General features: G+C 72.1%; 17 protein-coding genes. 8 read left to right on the top strand and 9 right to left on the bottom strand.

The features are described 5' to 3' along the window. Positions 1-126: 126 nt before the first annotated feature. Positions 127-939 (bottom strand): CPBP family intramembrane glutamic endopeptidase, encoded by an 813-nt coding sequence (locus Aco04nite_RS45225; RefSeq protein WP_213003355.1) that lies wholly within the window; start codon positions 937-939, stop codon positions 127-129. 99 nt (positions 940-1,038) lie between these two features. On the opposite strand from Aco04nite_RS45225, the gene Aco04nite_RS49875 reads away from it, so the two are divergent. Genes Aco04nite_RS49875 through Aco04nite_RS45210 form a run of 3 tightly spaced genes read left to right on the top strand, consistent with a single transcriptional unit; the run spans position 1,039 to position 3,968 of the window. Further along, on the top strand, positions 1,039-3,048 hold the full coding sequence (locus Aco04nite_RS49875) for a histidine kinase (RefSeq protein ID WP_213003354.1): 2,010 nt from the start codon (positions 1,039-1,041) through the stop codon (positions 3,046-3,048). Between the two features lie 46 nt (positions 3,049-3,094). After that, positions 3,095-3,283 carry a hypothetical protein gene (locus Aco04nite_RS45215; RefSeq protein WP_213003353.1) on the top strand — a complete coding sequence of 63 codons (189 nt, stop codon included), beginning with the start codon at positions 3,095-3,097 and terminating at the stop codon, positions 3,281-3,283. Positions 3,284-3,308: 25 nt separating this feature from the next. Beyond that, complete coding sequence (locus Aco04nite_RS45210) at positions 3,309-3,968, top strand: response regulator (RefSeq protein WP_213003375.1); 660 nt, start codon at positions 3,309-3,311, stop codon at positions 3,966-3,968. Between the two features lie 59 nt (positions 3,969-4,027). Here the strand turns inward: Aco04nite_RS45210 and Aco04nite_RS45205 are convergent, their stop codons facing one another. Continuing rightward, positions 4,028-4,567 (bottom strand): hypothetical protein, encoded by a 540-nt coding sequence (locus Aco04nite_RS45205; protein WP_213003352.1) that lies wholly within the window; start codon positions 4,565-4,567, stop codon positions 4,028-4,030. Between the two features lie 72 nt (positions 4,568-4,639). Between Aco04nite_RS45205 and Aco04nite_RS45200 the strand changes: the two genes are divergently transcribed. Then, on the top strand, positions 4,640-5,200 hold the full coding sequence (locus Aco04nite_RS45200; protein WP_244876768.1) for a TetR/AcrR family transcriptional regulator: 561 nt from the start codon (positions 4,640-4,642) through the stop codon (positions 5,198-5,200). Here Aco04nite_RS45200 and Aco04nite_RS45195 read toward each other — a convergent pair. The 4 genes from Aco04nite_RS45195 to Aco04nite_RS45180 form a co-directional block, all read right to left on the bottom strand. Further along, entirely contained in the window at positions 5,197-6,168 is a 972-nt protein-coding gene (locus Aco04nite_RS45195) for an amidohydrolase family protein (RefSeq protein ID WP_213003350.1), read from the bottom strand. The two genes, Aco04nite_RS45200 and Aco04nite_RS45195, sit on opposite strands and share 4 nt — an antisense overlap. Beyond that, positions 6,165-6,950, bottom strand: a complete 786-nt coding sequence (locus Aco04nite_RS45190) for a DUF1932 domain-containing protein (protein WP_213003349.1) — start codon at positions 6,948-6,950, stop codon at positions 6,165-6,167. Before Aco04nite_RS45190 ends, Aco04nite_RS45195 begins: the two co-directional genes overlap by 4 nt. Next, a complete protein-coding gene (locus tag Aco04nite_RS45185; protein ID WP_213003348.1) occupies positions 6,947-7,648 on the bottom strand; it encodes a 4-carboxy-4-hydroxy-2-oxoadipate aldolase/oxaloacetate decarboxylase in 702 nt (233 codons plus the stop codon). Before Aco04nite_RS45185 ends, Aco04nite_RS45190 begins: the two co-directional genes overlap by 4 nt. A 77-nt stretch (positions 7,649-7,725) precedes the next feature. Continuing rightward, positions 7,726-8,862 carry a PQQ-dependent sugar dehydrogenase gene (locus tag Aco04nite_RS45180; RefSeq protein ID WP_213003347.1) on the bottom strand — a complete coding sequence of 379 codons (1,137 nt, stop codon included), beginning with the start codon at positions 8,860-8,862 and terminating at the stop codon, positions 7,726-7,728. Positions 8,863-9,051: 189 nt separating this feature from the next. Between Aco04nite_RS45180 and Aco04nite_RS45175 the strand changes: the two genes are divergently transcribed. After that, positions 9,052-9,702, top strand: a complete 651-nt coding sequence (locus tag Aco04nite_RS45175; RefSeq protein WP_438875003.1) for a DivIVA domain-containing protein — start codon at positions 9,052-9,054, stop codon at positions 9,700-9,702. Positions 9,703-9,751: 49 nt separating this feature from the next. On the opposite strand, the gene Aco04nite_RS45170 is transcribed toward Aco04nite_RS45175, so the two are convergent. Next, positions 9,752-10,681: a hypothetical protein gene (locus Aco04nite_RS45170; protein WP_213003346.1), complete on the bottom strand. Its 930-nt coding sequence runs from the start codon at positions 10,679-10,681 to the stop codon at positions 9,752-9,754. Continuing rightward, positions 10,682-11,071 (bottom strand): MmcQ/YjbR family DNA-binding protein, encoded by a 390-nt coding sequence (locus Aco04nite_RS45165; RefSeq protein ID WP_213003345.1) that lies wholly within the window; start codon positions 11,069-11,071, stop codon positions 10,682-10,684. 282 nt (positions 11,072-11,353) lie between these two features. Here Aco04nite_RS45165 and Aco04nite_RS49405 point away from each other — a divergent pair, with 282 nt between their 5' ends. Then, positions 11,354-11,629, top strand: coding sequence for a macro domain-containing protein (locus Aco04nite_RS49405; RefSeq protein WP_244876767.1), 276 nt, complete (start codon positions 11,354-11,356; stop codon positions 11,627-11,629). Here Aco04nite_RS49405 and Aco04nite_RS45155 read toward each other — a convergent pair. Continuing rightward, complete coding sequence (locus Aco04nite_RS45155) at positions 11,616-12,869, bottom strand: M20 metallopeptidase family protein (protein WP_244876766.1); 1,254 nt, start codon at positions 12,867-12,869, stop codon at positions 11,616-11,618. The two genes, Aco04nite_RS49405 and Aco04nite_RS45155, sit on opposite strands and share 14 nt — an antisense overlap. A gap of 269 nt (positions 12,870-13,138) precedes the next feature. Between Aco04nite_RS45155 and Aco04nite_RS45150 the strand changes: the two genes are divergently transcribed. After that, positions 13,139-14,839 (top strand): carbohydrate-binding protein, encoded by a 1,701-nt coding sequence (locus Aco04nite_RS45150; RefSeq protein WP_244876765.1) that lies wholly within the window; start codon positions 13,139-13,141, stop codon positions 14,837-14,839. A gap of 34 nt (positions 14,840-14,873) precedes the next feature. After that, positions 14,874-15,851: a LacI family DNA-binding transcriptional regulator gene (locus Aco04nite_RS45145; protein ID WP_213003344.1), complete on the top strand. Its 978-nt coding sequence runs from the start codon at positions 14,874-14,876 to the stop codon at positions 15,849-15,851. Positions 15,852-15,884 lie beyond the last annotated feature (33 nt).

Genomic DNA, 15,884 nt, shown 5'->3' with positions numbered 1-15,884 from the left:
CACTGGTCCCCCACACTCCGGAAATTTCAGCTACTGAGTGCCCGCTCACCGCCTGGTTCACGCCTGCCTTTTTCCGAGGCGTACGCGCGGTCCCGGCTGGCGACCCCGTGGGGATCATATCGGCGCCTAAGCGGGCAAAAGTGTCAGGCAATCCCGGCGCCCGGTCAGCATCACGATCACGGCGGCATAGCCGAGCAGGAGCGGCGCGTCGGCGACGGCGTACTGCCAGGGCATGTCGGCGGCGGTCTGGTCCACGCCGAGCTCCCCGTACGCCGCCGCGAGCAGGACGCTGATCAGGTTGTTGGCCACATGCAGGGCGATCGCCGCTTCGAGCCCGCCGGTGCGCACGGTCAGCCAGCCCGCGACGAGTCCGAACACGACCAGGTCGGCGAAGCCCCAGGGCGTACCCCAGCCGTGCAGTGCCGCGAAGACCACGGCCTGCAGCGCGATCGGGGGCCACGGGCTGCGTACCCACTGGTGCACGGCTTGCAGCAGCCAGCCGCGCATCAGGTATTCCTCGGCCGCGGCCTGGACCGGCACGACCAGCAGCGCCACCAGCACAGCCGGAGCGAACCCGGCGAGCCCGACCATTTTCTCGTCGGGCATCCCATCCACGGCCGACAACAGCACCACCGGGACCGCCGCGACCGGCAGACAGCGCAACAGCAGGCCCCACCGCAACCGTACGGCCGGACGCCGCTGGATCCACCGCTGGGCGAGCAGGGTCGCGGGCAGCACCGCCGCGACCGTCAGGAACGCCACGGCCAGATCCGCGAGCGGCCCGAAACTCGGCACCCCGTCCGCGTTCTCCGGGCGCCCCGCGACCAGCGCCGCCAGCGCGGCGACGAGATAGACGCCGATCCCACCGGCGACCCCGAGAACCACGATGATCAGGCCCGCCAGCAACGTGCGGCCTTTGTTCGGGTACGCGCTCAGCATGCGGACAAGTCTCGCCAGTGCACCGCCGTCCGCGCCTCTGTCCACAGCCCGAGCCCGACCCCCACCCCCGGTTATAGCCAAGTCGCTATCGTGCCCGTCATGAATCGCTGGACGACGTGGGTGCTGCCCGTGCTGCTGTGCGCGGGCCAGCTCGCGCTGTGGCCGGGTGGCGACCTCCCGTCCGTGGCCGCCGTCGCGGGCACGGCGGTCATCCTGCTGATCGGGCTGGCGCTGGGTCTGCGCACGTCGCGGCCGGTCGAGGTCACCGTGGCCGTCGCCGCCGGCATCAGCCTCGGCACCTGGGTCGCGCCCGGCGCCCAGCTGGTCGCCTTCCCCGGCGACGCCCTGCTCGTGATCTCCTTCGCCGATCAGGTGGCGCTGTTCAGCGTGGCGGCCCTGCGCTCCTACCGCGCCACCGTCCTGACCCTGGTGGGACTGGTTCTCTGGCAGGCCCCGCTGACCGTGGCCCGCGACGGCGTGACCGGCGACCTGCTGCCCGACCTGATCTTCGCCGCCGTGCTCTACGTGGTGGTCGCCGCGTTCGGCCGCCGCCGTGCCCGCTGGCGGGCCGACCGGTCCGAAGCCGCCCGCCGGCTCGCCGAGGCCACCCGGGCGCAACGCGACGCCGCCGACGCCGAACGCCGCCGGCTGGCCCGCGAGCTGCACGACGTGACCGCGCACCACCTCACCTCGATCGTCGTGAACGCATCCGCCGCGCAGATGCTCGCCGCGAAGAGACCCGAGCTGCACGCGGAGGCCCTCGACTACGCGACCCGCACCGGCCGCGACACCCTCGCGGCGCTTCGTGAGCTCGTGGCCATCATGCCGCTGGACGCCGAGCCGTCCCCGGAGTCCGTCCCCGCCCTCGGCGACCTGGCCGACGACTTCCGGCAGCTCGGCCAGGTCATCACCGTGACGGTGCCACCCGGACGGCTGCCGCCCGCCCTGGCCGCCGCGGTGCACGGCATCGCCCGCGAGGCGCTCACCAACACGCTGCGATACGCGCCCGGCGCGAAGGTCGACATCGAGCTGCGGCACACCGGCGACCACACCGAGCTCGTGATCGACGACGCGGGCAGCGCCGCCGCCCCGACGGCCACCGGGCTCGGTGGCGGCCGCGGCACGGACGGCATGCGGGACCGGGCCGTCGCCCTCGGCGGCACCCTCGTCTCCGGGCCCCGCGACGGCGGCGGCTGGCGCGTGCACGCCACCTTCCCGCACGTCACCACCGCCACCCCGCAGATCCGGCTGCGCGGGATGGTGGGTGCCGCGCTGCGCCGGGTCCGCAGCGACACCGTGATCGACGGGGCCCTGGTGGCAGCCACCCTGCTCCTCCCGGTGCTGGGCCTCGCCCTCGACGTCCACTCCCCCGCAGCCGCCACCCTGATCCTGCTGGCGCTGCTCAGCCACTCACTGCCGCTGTTCTGGCGCCGCACCCGCCCCTGGTGGACGCTGGCGGCGGTCGCGCTGACCGCATGGACGGCCCCGCTGCTGTTCGGCACCGGCGGCGCCCCCGCCGACAGCGCACCCACCTTCCTGTTCACCATCGGCGCCGACCTGATCGCGGTCTACTCGGTCGCCGCCCGCGGCACCCGCCCCGGCCTGACCTGGCTCGCACCGATCGCCGCGACGGCCTCCTGGTCGCTGTCCCTGGCCGTCATGGTCCTCACCGCACCCCAGGACCCACCCCGCACCGAGCTACCGGCCGGCGCCGTGATGGCCACCGCCTCCATCGCCGTCGTCGCCGTCCTCGTCGCCATCGCCCTGGCCCTGCCCATGACAGCCGCCTGGCTCACCGGCTGGGCGATCCGCCGCCGCCGCACCCGCCGCCTCGACCACGAGCACCACGGCGTAGCCACCGCCCTGGCCCAGGCCGCCGCCCGCACCCACGAGGAACGCACCCGCGTCGCCACGGGCCTGCGCGACGCGGTCCTCCACCACGCCGCCGAGGTCCCCGCCGCCGCCGAGGCCGGCGACCTCCCCCGCGTCCTCACCGCCGCCCGCCAGGCCCTCACCGCCATGCGAGCCCTCCTCGACGGCCTCGGCCGGACACCCCCACCCACCGCCCCCACCCCCGGCCCCCACCGCTCCCGGCCCGGCCCGGGCTGACAGGTCGCGGGCCGTGCTCGGAGCGCGGTGCCGCCCGAGGGCGTCGATGACAGCCGGCCCCATCAAGCCGGCCGCGTACTTCACCACCGTCATGCACGGCATGTCCCAGCGCCCACGGGACGGCGCCACTGCGGCGGAGCTCACCGACACCGCGGAGCCGGCAGTGCCGCCTGGCCGGCGTCCTGACCGGGCGGGGCGCAGAGCCGTACGATCATCGCCGGACGCGGCCCGGTGAGGCGGGGCACGAGGGGGTGGGCGCGATCGGTGTGCGGGTGATGGTTGTCGATGATCAGGTGATGGTGCGGGCGGGGCTGGCCGCGATCGTGGATGCGCAGGACGGCCTGGAGGTGGTGGGTGAGGCCGGGGACGGCGAGGCCGCGCTCGAGCTGGCCGCGGAGGTACTGCCCGATGTCGTGCTGATGGACATCCGCATGCCCGGCATGGACGGGCTGAGCGCGACCGCCCGGCTCACCGCGGGTGTGGATCCGCCGCGGGTGCTGGTGCTGACGACGTTCCATCAGGATGCGTACGTGTTCCAGGCGTTGCGGGCCGGGGCTTCCGGTTTTCTGCTCAAGGATGCCGAGCCGGCCGAGCTGGTCGCGGCGATCCGGGTCGTGGCGGGTGGGGAGGCGATGCTGAGCCCGGCGGTCACCAGACGGCTCATCGATGCGTTCGCCACGGGCACGGTGAGCGCGGCGCCGGAGGGCGATCCCCGGCTGGCGACGCTGACGCCACGGGAACGCGACGTCCTGGTCAGCCTCGCGCAGGGGCTGTCCAATGCCGAGATCGGCGCGGCCCTGGGCATCGTCACCGGCACGGTCAAGGCCCACATCAACGCCCTGCTCCCCAAACTCGGCGTCCGCGACCGCGTCCAGGCCACCATCGTCGCCTACGACCTGGGCCTCGTCCGCCCCCGCTGACCCAGACCCCGCTGGCTCAGACCCCGCTGGCTCAGGCCCCTTGCTCAGGCCCCACTGGCTCAGGCCTCACCCCGGACGCGGCGTGGCGCGACGGTGTAGCTGAACGAGATCAGGAAGTCGACCGCGAGGGCGACCGTCCACGGCGCCATGACGATCCACAGCGGACGGACCCGGTCGAGGTCGCCGACGAGGACGGTGAAGACCGCCAGGACGGCGGCCGCGATCAGGTAGGCGAGCAGGTGCCGCAGCCACTGACGGCGTTCGTGGGCCGCGTGGGCCCGGCCCGCTCGGGGCGGACGGACGGGGGCCGGGCCACCGGCGAAGCGGTGGGCGAAGCGCTGGTCGGCCCCCTGGATCAGCTGGTGGCCGAACGCGATCGAGACCCCGAGGTAGACGGCGGCGAGCCCGTGCGCGATGCCGGCCTCCCCGCCCCGGCGCAGGTCGATGACCGACATCGCCAGCAGCACCACGTCGGCCAGGGGCACGGCCATCAGCAGGGCGGCGCTGAACCGCCGCATGCGCAGCAGGTAGCGGGCCACGAGCCCGGCCAGCAGCAGCACCCAGAAGGCAACCTCGCACCCGATGATCACCGCGACCATGACGCCCCCGTTTTCGCACGACTGTGTTACATCCTTTATAACACGACCGTGCGATAATGAGGTATGCCGAAAATGGTCGACCATGAGCAGCGCCGCAGGGAACTGGCGGGGGCGGTGTGGCGGGTGATCGTGCGGGACGGCGTCGCCGACGTGTCGATCCGGGCGGTGGCGGCCGAGTCGGGCTGGTCGTCGGGGGCGCTGCGGCACTACTTCGCCACCCGGGCCGAGCTGCTCGCCTTCGCGTGCGAGGAGGTCATCGGCCAGGTCACGGCGCGGGTGTCGGCCATGCGGCCCACCGGCAGCCTGCGGCAGGCGGCAGGCGAGGTGCTGCTGCAGACGATGCCGGTCGACGAGGAGCGGCACACCGAGGCGTCGATCGCGTTCGCGTTCCTCGCGCTCGGGCTCGGCGACCCGGCGCTGGCCCGGGTGCAGCGCCTGCATTTCACCACGATGTACGAGCTCTGCCTGCGCCTGATCGCGCAACTGGTCCCCGGCCCGGTGGACACCACGCCGGAGACCCTCGCGCACCGCCTGCACGCCGTCGTCGACGGGCTCACGGTGCATGTTCTCGCCGGGCACCTGAGCAGCGACGAGATGGTCGCGCAGCTGAACGCGTACCTGGATGAGCTTTAGGCGGTGAGCCGGGGATAGACGCGGCGGGCGTTGCCCTCGTAGACCGAGTCGCGGTCGGCCGGGGTGAGGTTCAGCGCGTCGACGTAGCGGCGGGTGTCGTCGAAGTAGTGGCCGGTGCGCGAGTCGATGCCGCGGACGGCGCCGACCATTTCGGAGCCGAACAGGATGTTCGGGGTGTCGATGACCTCGAAGAGCAGGTTGATGCCGGGCTGGTGGTAGACGCACGTGTCGAAGAAGACGTTGCCCAGCACCGATTCCTCGAGCGGCGGGCGGCCGAGCATGTCGGCGAGGCCGCGGAAGCGTCCCCAGTGGTAGGGCACCGCGCCGCCGCCGTGCGGGATGATCAGGCGCAGGCCGGGGAATTCCTTGAACAGGTCGGACTGCAGGAGCTGCATGAACGCCGTCGTGTCCGCGTTGAGGTAGTGCGAGCCGGTGGCGTGGAAGTTGCTGTTCGTCACGGCGGAGACGTGGACCATGCCGGGGACGTCGAGCTCGGACATCGCCTCGTAGAGGGGGTACCACGAGGGGTCGGTCAGGGGCGGCGAGGTCCAGTGGCCGCCGCTGGGGTCGGGGTTGAGGTTCACACCGACGAAACCGAGTTCGTCGACGCAGCGCCGCAGTTCGGGCACGGATTCGGAGATGGGTACGCCGGCCGTCTGCGGAAGCTGCCCCACGCCCGCGAACCGCTGGGGGTAGAGCCCCACGACGCGGGCGATGAGGTCGTTGGAGGCGCGCGTCCACGCCGTACTGATCGCGTCGTCGCCCACGTGGTGACCCATCGCGGACGCGCGGGGGGAGAAGATGGTGAGGTCGATGCCGCGTTCGTCCATGAGCCGCAGCTGATTGGGCTCGATGGTGGCCCGGATCTCGTCGTCGGTGATCACCGGATAGGCGGCGGTGGCGTCGGACCACCAGGCGGTGTGCGCGGCCGGCGCCGTCGTGTAGTGCCCGTGACAGTCGATGATCATGATTCGTCCTTCAGGGAGAGCAGCAGATCACGGGCGGCGGAGGCGATGCGGGGCGGGACGCCGAGGCCGGTCAGCTGATCCGCGGCGGCGGTCATCTCGTCGTGGCGGCGCCGGGCGTGGCGGTGGGTGCCGTCGACGAGCCGGTCGATGGTCCGGTCGTCGAAACCGGCCAGCTCGGCGCTGATGTTGGCGCGCAGCCAGTCCTCGCAGCCGGCTTTCTCGGCAGCGGCGAGCGCCTCGACGACCGCGGCGGCGAGGCCCTTGTAGAAGACGCTGCGCAGCAGTTTGCGCGAGATCGCCTCCCCCGCCGGTCCGGGTTGCACGGTCACGTCGGCACCGAGCCCGCCCAGGATCCGGGCGTAGGCACCGGCTCCGGGACCGGAGACGACCATGGGGGTACGCAGCCCCTTGCCGGGCACCGGAGCCATGAGCGCGACATCGGCGACGAGGACACCGGGCGCCAGCTCGACCATCGCGGCCTTGACCGACGGCGCGGCGGTGTTCAGGTCGGCCCAGATCGTCCCGGGGGCCAGCGCCGGCAGCGACGCCTCGAGAGCGGGCAGCGCGTCGTGCGAGCTGTTCACGCTGAGCACGAGCGCGGCGTCCCGGACAGCGTCGGCGTCGTCGTTCCTCGCAAGAACCCCGGGAGGGGCCGGCGCCACCGGATCGAAGCCGCGCACATCGGCGCCGGCGGCGACCAGATCACGGGCGATCTCCCCGCCGGCCTCCCCGAACCCGAGCACGGCGATGCGTACCCCTGTCCCCGCGAACGCGCCGGTCACGGCAGCTCGTCGACATACTGCACGCCGAGCTTGTCCAGCAGGGGGCGCAGGTTGTACATGTCGACGCCGAGGACACCACCGGCGAGCTGCTCGCGCTTCGCGGCCTCGTTGTCGAGACGTTTCCCGGCCGCGGCGACCACCTCGGGGCCGAGCGCGATCGGCAGCGCGACCACCCCGTCGTCGTCGGCGACGATGATGTCACCGGGGCGCACGATCTGGCCGGCGGCGACCACGGGCACGTTCACCGAGCCGGGGCTGGCCTTCACGGTGCCCTGGGCGTGCACCGCGCGCGACCACACGGGGAAGCCCATCTCGCGCAGGGTGGCGATGTCCCGCACCCCGGCGTCGATGACCAGGCCGACGACGCCGTGGGCGATGAGCGAGGTGGCGAGCAGGTCGCCGAACATGCCGTCGGTCGACGGCGAGGTGGTCGTCACCACCAGCACGTCGCCGGGGCGGCACACCTCCACCGCGGCGTGGATCATCAGGTTGTCGCCGGGCTGGCAGGAGACGGTGATCGCGGAGCCGGCGACCGCGGCGCCGTCCTGCCGGGCCCGGATCGACGGGCCGAGCAGCCCGATGCGGCCGGCCGCTTCGTGCACTGTGGCCACTCCCGCCCCGCGGAGCTCGGTGAGGACTGCGGGATCGGCCCGCTCCACCTGACGTACGACGTAATGGCCGGCCACTGTGATCGACACTCCTCGATAGGGGTGATTCCCGGGAGGCGCCGAACGTATCCAAGTGCCAACAAGATTGTCAACAATGTGTCACGGTGTTACTTCACCGGGATACGCAGTACCCGGTCGTCGCCGTCGCGAACGTCGCCGCGCCCGTCCTTGTTCGATGTGGTCACCCAGAGACTTCCGTCCGGCGCCACCTGAACCGTACGCAGCCGCCCGTACCTTCCTTCGAACCGCGCGACGGGCTCCCCGACGGTGTCCCCGTTCAACGCCAGCGTCCACAGCCGTTCCCCGCGCAGCGCCGCGACATACGCGGTATCCCCCGCGATCGCGATCCCCGACGGCGAGGCTTCATCGGTCGGCCAGGTGACGACGGGGTTCGTGTAGCGGCCGCCGCCGGTGTCGCCCTCACCCTCGACCTCCGGCCATCCGTAGTTGCGACCGGCCCGGATCAGGTTCACCTCGTCGAGCTCGTTCTGACCGAACTCCGTGGCGAACAGCCTCCCGTCGCCGTCCCATGCGAGACCCTGCACGTTGCGGTGACCCAGGCTGTAGACCGGCGAGCCGGGCGACGGATTGCCCGGAGCAGGCGCACCGTCCGGGGTCAGCCGCAGGATCTTGCCGTTGGGGCTCGACGGGTCCTGCGCCCGGGACGTGTCGCCGGCGTCGCCCGTGCCCGCGTAGAGCAGACCGTCGGGACCGAAAGCGATCCTCCCGCCGTTGTGGTTCCCGGCCTTCGCGATCCCGTCGAAGATGACCTCGGGTTCGCCGCCGTCCAGCCGGAACCGCGCGATCCGATTGTCCGCCGCCGCCGTGTAGTAGGCGTAGACGAGATTGTCGGTGGCGTAGTCCGGCGACACGGCGAGCCCGAGCAGCCCGCCCTCCCCCGCGGCGGCGACTCCCGGCACCTCGTAGACCTGCTTCGCCCCGCCCCCGCGCGCCGGCACCCGGACGATGCGCGCGGTGTCGCGTTCGGCGATCAGTGCATCGCCGCCCGGCAGGAACGCGACACCCCACGGAACATCGATATCCTGGGCAACTTGTTCGGGCTCGCCCGGACCGTTGCGTCCCGGCCCGCCCGACTTGTCGCCGGACGGGATGGGGTTGTCACGGGACGGCGCCGGCACGGACACGCTCGGTGATATTCCCGGATCACTGTCAGGAGCATCACATGCGGAGACGGCACCCAGCGCGAGCAACGAGAGCAGCGCCCGGCGGCACGTGAACGCCATACGTTTCCTCCTGGTCCTATGCTGTACGCCGCCCACCCAAGCACGTGAGCGCGAAAGCCCGGTGAAAGGCTCGCGTGATCACGCCGACGTAGCCGGCTGCGGAGCGTTGCGTAGGATCGCAGATGCTCGACCGCAGTCGACAGGAAGCGAAGGAGCACGATCCTGCTCACGCCAGCTGACATCCACAACATGGCTTTCAAGAAGCCGCCGATGGGCAAGCGCGGATACGACGAGGAAGACGTCGACGCCTTCCTGGACGAGGTGGAGCAGGAGCTCATCCGCCTGCTCGAGGAGAACGCCAGCCTGCGCGACCGCGCCCAGCGCGGCGGTCCCGCCGGGCCGAGCCCGGCCGCCTCGACCATGGTGATCGACTCCGAGTTCGCCGACGTCGCCGCGCAGCTCGAACGGCTCCAGAAGGCCCGCGCCCGCGCCGAGGAGCACGCCCGCGAGATGCAGTCGCAGCTCGAGCGCGCCCGCAACTCGGTGCCGGCCACCCCGCCGTCGTCGCCCGCCGACGAGGACCGCCTCGCCCGGGTGCTGATGATGGCGCAGCGCACCGCCGACGACCACATGCGTGACGCCCAGCGCGAGGTCGAGGCCCTGATCGCCGACGCCCAGGTCAAGGCGGAGCAGATCACCAGCGAGGCCCAGCTCAAGGCCGGCACCATCGAGAGCGACGCCCGCCGCAACCACACCGAGGCGATCAACAACCTGCAGACGCAGCGCGCGGCCCTGCTGGACGAGATCGAGCGGCTCGGGCAGCTCGCCCGCGGCTACCAGGAAGCGCTGGAGAGTCACCTGACCCACCAGCTCTCCGAGCTGAACAGCGCGGCACCCTGATCCGGCTGAACCCCGGCGGGCACGAGGCCCTCGTGCCCGCCCGCGGCCGCTAGCCGACGGCGGCCAGCATCGCCGTGGCGGCGGGCGCACCGGTCACCTCGAGTGCCCGGACCAGGTGGGTCGTTCCCGCGGGACCGCCCCCGGCCAGCTCCTTGGCGGCGTCCCACAACGCCACCGCCCCGGCGGTCCAGGACGGGTCGACAGCCGTGTGACCCCAGACCAGCTGCCGCGGTGACAGCTCCACTTCTTCGCGTACGCCCGCAGCGGCCTCCTGCGCCGCAGCCAGCGTGACCCCCCGTGAGCGCAGCATCGCACCACCCTGATTGGCGGGTTCGGAGGCGGGCATCAGCCGCTGACCCGCCGCCGCGAGCTGCTCGTCCAGGCTGAGCACCGCGAGAATCACCGCAGCGGAATCCAGCTGCCGCCCCCGCCGCACCGCCTGCCGGGCAGCCTCCATCTCCAGCGCGATCAGCACGGGCCCGTCCGCGCGATCCAGGATCCGCCGCGTCACCCCGCTCATCCAGCGCACCACCCGCCGCGGATGCTCCAGCCCCCCGCCCACCCCCAGCAGCCCGATGATCGTCGTCACGGGCGCGGGATCGCCCGGCAATGTCGCGAGCTCCCCGCCCGCCAGCGCGTCCACGACCGAAATCGACCATGCCGGATCCACCCCGGGAAGCGGATCGTTGTCCCGGCGCACCCACCAGCGCGCCTCCCGCAGATCCGGCGCGTCCCCGGTCTCCGCACCCACCCCCGCCTCGCGCGGCGGGGTGACCTCACGCGGCGACGCGGGCTCGTGCGGCGGCGCGGCCTCGGGCTGCGGGGTGATCGTGCGGGGGCCGGGCCGCTTCGTGGTGATCCGGTCGGCTGACGCCCGGACCATCGCCACGTCCACCACGGGCCGGTCGTCGACCATCGCGTAGTAGTAAGCGGCCCGCAACGCGTCGGCCGTACCTTCGGAGAGCACCTGGGTAGTCACCTATCGGTCGAGGAGCCGTACCCGGCGCACGCCGGCGGTGAGCCGGTAGCTGGCGTCGAGCAACTCGCCGATCTCCGCCCAGTCGGTGCCCGCGCCGAGATCCACCCCGACCCAACCGGACGGCCCGAGGTACGCAGGAACGTAGCAGCGCCCCTGCGCCACCAGCACCTTGCGCTCGTCCGGCTCGGTCAGCACCATGATCGACTGGTCGTGCTGCTGGTAGACACCGTCGACCTTGATCGATCCGCCGTAGTAGGCGAAGACCTTCGTGGTGAAGAACGCCGGGCGCCCGTGCGAGACCTTCTCGGCCGCGTCGGGGAAGGCCAGTGCGAGCTCCCGGACCCGGGCGAGGATCGGGTCCGCCTCGTCGAACATGATGGGATGCGCCATGGTCCCAGCCAACCACGCTCCGGCTCCCCGCGGGGACCGCCCCGCTGCAGCATCGCGCGGTGCTCGAACTGACCGTCCTGACCGGTGACGCCACCGCCCCCAGGCGCAAGGGCCCAGGATCATCGCCCACGTCTACAACGACATCGGCGCCTGGGGCCGCGGCTTCGTGCACGCGCTCTCGCGACGCTGGCCCGGCCCGGAGCGGGATTCACCCGGTGGCGGGCCGCCCGGCTCGGGGCGCTGCAGCTGGTCCCGGTCGCCCCCGGCATCTGGGTCGCGAACATGGTCGCCCAGCACGGCATCGCGGTCCGGGGCGGCAAGGTCCGCACGGCGACCGGCATCCACGACACCGATGTGCCGCCGATCCGCTACGACGCCGTACGCGAATGCCTGGAAACCCTGACCATCCACGCGCGGGAGCTCGCCGCCTCGGTCCACATGCCCCGCATCGGGTGCGGCGTGGCGGGTGGCACCTGGGACCGCATCGAACCCCTCATCACCGCGACGCTGTGCGCCGGCGACGTCCCCACCACCATCTACGACCTCAAACCCCGATGAGGGTACGGCTGCGCGTTGACAGCCAGCCCGCCATGACGCGTACGCCGTGACCGATCGCGCGCTCGTCGGGGTCGAACGTGGCGAAGTGCGGGTAGCTGGTCTCGACGCCCGCCAGGGGTTTGCGGACACCGAGGAGCGTGTAGGTGCCCGGCATCCCGTCGAGGAAGTTCCCGAAGTCCTCGCCGCTGAACGGGACCGCGGCGTGCGCCCTGCCGACCCGCTCGGCGCCGAGCGTCCGGGTCAGGTAGCGCTGCATGGCGATGCCCTCCGGTTCGGGGCAGACCATTGCGGGACGCGGGTCGGCGGGGAACATCACGGTCGCCGGGCCGGCGAGCCGGCGGATCTCCTCCCGAACGGCGAGGTAGCGGCGCTCCGGCCAGCAGCGTGACATCACCTGCACCTGGTTCTGCGCGGCCTGGGCCCGGAGGTAGACGAACTCGCGCAACGGGCTGTCCGGCCGCTCGATGTCGGCCACGAGCCGGTCGAGCTCTTCGGTGGTCGACGGCGCTCCGACCGTACTCAGAGCATTGAGGGCCGCGGCGAGCCGCTCAGCCCGGCCCGCCGCGTCCGGCCCGGTGAGCGTGACCGTCCCGCGGTCCTGCCCCGGCAGCCCGAACCCGGGCGTCACGACAAACCGCCCCACGTCCACCGCCCAGCAGTGCAAGGCATGAATCTCGACCGGCACCGTACGCGCGAAAGCCCCGTCCGCCAGCATCGCCGCCGCCCCCGACACGCTCTCCTCAGCGGGCTGGAAAACGAACACCACGGTGCCCGCGAGCCGATGGCGCAACCCCGCCAGCACCTGCGCCACCCCGACCCCCACCGCGGTATGAATGTCGTGCCCGCAAAGATGGGCGACGTCGGGCCCGCCGTTCACCTGATCCTGCGGCGGCACCGCATCCATGTCAGCCCGGAACGCCACCGTCCGCCCCGGCCGCGCCCCGCGCAACACCCCGACCACGCCGTACCCCCCGACCCCGGTGACCACCTCGAGCCCCGCGTCCCGCAACCTGCGCGCCACGATCCCGGAGGTCCGCCTCTCGTCCCCCGGCCCCTCCGGATGCCGATGCAGATCCCGCCGCAACGCGATGAGCTCCCGATCCAGCCGCCCCGCCACCGCATCGATCGCTGCCTCACCAACCGGCGACGCCTTCCGAACGGGCAGCACTCCGGCAAACCCCGCAGCCACCCCACCGAGCACCACCCGCCGGCTGACCGTACGACCATCCACCTCAGACATGTTTCCTCCATCCGGAAAGTCCGCCCAAGCCTTTCGCAGCAACCGGCTACTCCGCGCTGACGCCAGCACGCCTGTCCACCGTGGTGCTACCACCACCGTCGCCGCTCAAGCAGGCGTCAGCAACCGTGGGTGCCGGTCTCGGCGTGGCGCGGGGACGGCGTGGCCGAGCTTGTTTCCGGGTGGCGGCGTAATGCGACAGAAACATGGCCTTGACATCGATGTACACGGATACCTAGCGTCAAGGAAACCGTTTTCCTTGAGGAGACCTCGTGCTTCACCACCGAAGAACCGCGACCCTCACCGTCCTGACCCTCGTCCTCGCCGGGCTGTCGCTCCCGAGCCCGGCGCGGGCCGCAGGATCAACCCTCACCGTGAACGTGGGCACCGCGATCCGGCCGGTCACCCATGTCGCGTCCGGCGGGCTCTACGCGCTCGCCGAGAACAGCCGCCCGGCCGACAGCACCCTGCTCCCCATCAAGATGAACAGCATCACCCAGCCACCACCGCGCGTCGGCCAGAAGCCCAACGGCCAGCCCGCCGGCGGCGACGGCCTGCTGGTCGCACCGCAGGCCGGCCGGGTCGGTGCGGCGGAGCTGCTGCGCATGCCCGACATCTATCCCGATTTCCCGTACGGCTGGATCAGCTGGGCCGACTGGTACGCCAAGGTCGACACGATGGTCCGGGACCGGCTCGCCGCGACGGGCGTCAGCAACATCGAGGCGTGGGAGGTCTGGAACGAGCCCGACTGGACCTGGAACACCGCCGCGGCGGGTTCGTTCCCCGACGGCTGGGTGCGCACCGTCCAGCGGATCCGGACGCTCGACACGGTCACGCCCGTCGCCGGGCCGGGCTACTCGACGTGGAACCCGACGCTGATGAGCGCGTTCCTCACCACCGCGAAGGCGAACAACGCGCTGCCCGACATAACCGTGTGGCACGAGCTCTCCGGGGCGAGCGGGATCGCCGCGCACGTGGCGGCGTACCGGGCGATGGAGACCTCGCTCGGCATCAGCCCGCGGCCGATCGTCATCAACGAGTACGCCACGCCGACCGAGGTGGACGTGCCGGGCGCGGTGACGAGCTACATCGCGAAGTTCGAGCGCACCGGGGTCGAGGCCGCACACCGGGCCTTCTGGTACGAGTACGGCACGGTCAACGGGCTCGTCGTCGGCAACAGCCAGCCGACCGGGACGTGGTGGCCGTACAAGTGGTACGGCGACATGGCGGGGAACATGGTCCAGACCGTGCCCGCGACGCAGACCGGCCTCGACGGGTTCGCGTCCTACGACGGCACCCGCAAACTCGTCAACGTCGTCCTCGGTAACGAATCCGGCGCCAACACCGTCCGCGTCACCGGCCTGGCGGCCCTGGGCTCCAGCGTGAAGGTCACCCTCGAGTCCGCGCCCGGCTCAGGACGGTTCACCGCGGTCCCGGCGCCCACCTCACTCTCTTCTTCGACGTACGCCGTGAGCGGCGGGACGATCAGCGTTCCCATCGCGAACATGGACGCGGCCCGCGCGTACCACCTGGTCATCGAACCCGCCGCCGGGGCAGGCACGTGGCAGCAGCGCTACGAGGCGGAGAACGCGTCGGTGTTCCGGGCCGCGCGACTGTCCGCGACGAGCGCCTCGAACGGCGGCTACGTCGGGCGCATCGACAACACGGGTGATTTCCGTACCGACAGCTACGTCGACTTCATCGTCAACGTGCCCAGCGCCCGGGCGTACACACTGGGCATCGGGTACGCCAACGGCGGCGGGGCGACAGCTACGCAGGGGCTGGCGTACAACGGCGGTGCGTGGACGACGGTCTCGTACCCGGCCACCGCCGCGTGGGGTGTCTTCGGCTCCACAGTGAGCACCGCCGTGACGCTGCGCGCGGGCTACAACGTCATCCGGCTGGCGAAGGGGTCACCGTTCTTCGCGGGCGGCACGGGCTACGCCGAACTGGACTACATCACCCTCAGCTGAGGGCGTCTGGAGGGGTGGCGGTACGTTGCAGATCATGCCCCGGCCGCGTATCGCCACCATCCGTGATGTCGCCGCCCTGGCGGGAGTGGCAGTGGGCACTGCCTCCAAAGCGCTCAACGGGCAGGGCTCGCTGCGCGCGGAGACGATCACCCGGGTCCGCCAGGCCGCCGAGCAGCTCGGCTTCGTCGCCAACGCGGCCGCCCGCAGCCTGCAGACCCGCCGCACGTACACCGTCGGCATGATCACCACGGACACCATCGGCCGGTTCAGCATCCCCATGCTCATCGGCGTCGAGGACGCCCTCGGCGCCGGCCGCATCTCCGTCCTGCTCTGCGACGCCCGCGACGACCCGATCCGCGAACGCCACCACCTCGAGGTCCTGCTCAGCCGTCGGGTCGACGGCGTCATCGTCACCGGCCGCCGCGCGGGCACCCGGCCACCGATCGACGCGGGTCCGGGCGTACCCGTCGTCTATGCCTTCCTGGCCTCGGCCGACCCGGCCGACTGCTCGGTCGTCCCCGACGAGGCCGGCGGCGCGCAGGCCGTGCTGGACCACCTGGCCACGCTCGGCCGGCGCCGGATCGTGCACGTCACCGGTCCCGCCCATCATCATTCGGCGCGCGTCCGGGCCTCGGTCTTCCCGGACACCCTCTACGGCGCGTGGAGTGAATCCTGGGGGCGCCAGGCGGCGGCCATCCTGCTCGCCCGTGGCCCGGACTTCGACGCTGTCGCCTGCGGCAACGACCAGATCGCCCGCGGCGTCACCGACGCCCTGCGCGAAGCGGGCCGCCGCATCCCCCACGACGTAGCGGTCACCGGCTTCGACAACTGGGACGTCATCGCCGAGGCCAGCCGCCCACCACTCACCAGCGTGGACATGGACCTCGCCGGCCTGGGCCGCACCGCCGCCGACCTCCTCCTGCAGGCCATCGCCGGCAACCCCGCCACCGGCACCCACACCCACCCCGCCCACCTCGTCATCCGCGACTCCACCGTCGCGACCTCCGCCTGACCACGCCAGCTAGCTCACCCAGCCGGCTCACCC

Source organism: Winogradskya consettensis (assembly GCF_018332715.1).
GTDB classification, from domain to species: domain Bacteria; phylum Actinomycetota; class Actinomycetes; order Mycobacteriales; family Micromonosporaceae; genus Actinoplanes; species Actinoplanes consettensis.
The sequence above is the reverse complement of the archived record's forward strand: the minus strand, read 5'-3'. Positions and strand labels throughout refer to the sequence as shown.